Consider the following 1,789-nt stretch of genomic DNA (forward strand, 5'->3'; position numbering starts at 1 on the left):
GCAGCCCATATCTGGAAAAGGTACTGGATGCTGGGTTAGCTGAACTGGCATCAATTTAACAATATGTTCACGCTCTCGCCCTGACCATGAATGCCATGCTGTCGGCAATCAGCATTGAAATATCAGATCCCTGCATGATGCAGCCGTATCAACCTCGGCTCGAGAAACTAAATCACTAATCGCCATCTACAGATAACGAGGAAGAAAATCCGTCCTGTCGGTTCTGACAGACCAGAGAACAAACAAAGCTAGATATTTATAAAAATAAAAAGCGTCTGGCCGTAATAACCAGACACTTTACGGACAAGAGAAACGACATTTATATTTTTTGCAAATCAATCACATGCTGCTCAACGCGCTGTGGCGTTTGTTGATACCAAGTCGAATTTTTCAATTCCTGCCCGGCACGGGAATAATTCTTTTCCTGGATGGCTGCAGCAAATTTTATGAATTTCTTCGCCTTGTTAATCCCTAATTGAAACACCATCTCCACCAACACCCGCTGTACAACTTCGGGATGACCCTGTAGCGGGATCCAATGATCGGCATCCTGAATCGCACCATTCACATCCTGACGCAATAAGTTGTCCGCCGTTTCTTCATTGATACCACTGGCATAATTTCCCTTCGTTTTAACCAGATGGCCATAGCCAATCGTATCGAAACCCAACGAATCTTTGTATACATGGAATAAACCGTTTTTAAACATCCCCCGTTTGCGTTGGTAATCCAGAGATCCTTCATTGTTTTTGATAGTGGTTAATATGCTCAGCATGCTCGATTCAGAAAAAGAAAATTGGTTCATAACAACGCCTCGTGATAGGAGGATAACAATTAGCAACTGTTATCCAATAGGAAATAAGTTCACCCTCATAACAACCATCAAAGTAGAGTGTGCGCGGAATGGCGCACCTCACGCCTGATGATTAAAACAACCTATTTATCTTGGACCCATAGCAAGAATAAATAAGCCGGAAACTATTCCGTGGCATGTCTCGCCATCAATAATCCAGTGAATTACTTCCATCAATCCAGAGTCAGATTGCATTGCTAGATTGGGGTGTTATTTAAATGGGAGTATGTGAACATGCAAACATAACATTTACCGACACACCAGGTTGTGGTGTTATTGGCCGGCACCGTCGATCCAGTCAATGCGTCGCAACAAAGGGCCCGCAGTTATGGTAGCACCAGCTATTGGCAAGAATATCCGGACTTTATAACCCAGCTACAGACATTAATTAACGCATCACCGAATACTGCATTATTCGATGCTCATGGTTGGAGTGGGGATAATACCGCCGCCAATCGGAAGATAGCCGGTTCATATCTGGCAGATCGCTTATGTGGCGCGAATGGCGAAACTGCTTACTATAGTGGCTATAAAAAACACCGTGTTCTTTTTCACTTAATTGGCCACTCCCATGGGGGGAATGTCGCCAATGAACTGATGGCCAGGGCGGCCGAGTTAGCTGAATGGCCTGCCTGTTGGGAATTTGCTAGCGTCTGTTATCTATCCACGCCATTTTACCGCGATCTGCATCTTCTCTCGAAAGTAAAACTAGCCAAGAATTGCCAGTTTCTGAATGTCATCAATGAGTACGATCTGACGCAACGATTTCTGGCTGCGTTTTCATTGCATGACTTGATCGGAATGATTCAAAAATTTGAACAACGGCATGCCGCACAACATGGCATCAACACCACACCTGTCTATTGATCAGATCTTGATCCCCTGTGCCATCAAATCCTTGGCGGCAAGAAAGCCATCCAGTTTACTTTGCAGGGC

At 44.6% G+C, this 1,789-nt stretch carries 2 protein-coding genes; one reads left to right on the plus strand and one right to left on the minus strand.

Annotation, left to right across the window (positions count from 1 at the left end; translation table 11 throughout):
* Positions 1-319: 319 nt before the first annotated feature.
* Positions 320-805 (minus strand): glycoside hydrolase family protein, encoded by a 486-nt coding sequence (locus ACYVG7_RS10430; RefSeq protein ID WP_460883053.1) that lies wholly within the window; start codon positions 803-805, stop codon positions 320-322.
* A 318-nt stretch (positions 806-1,123) separates the two neighbouring features.
* On the opposite strand from ACYVG7_RS10430, the gene ACYVG7_RS10435 reads away from it, so the two are divergent.
* A complete protein-coding gene (locus tag ACYVG7_RS10435) occupies positions 1,124-1,720 on the plus strand; it encodes a hypothetical protein (RefSeq protein ID WP_460883054.1) in 597 nt (198 codons plus the stop codon).
* Positions 1,721-1,789: the final 69 nt, after the last annotated feature.

This window comes from Pseudaeromonas pectinilytica, assembly GCF_054780855.1.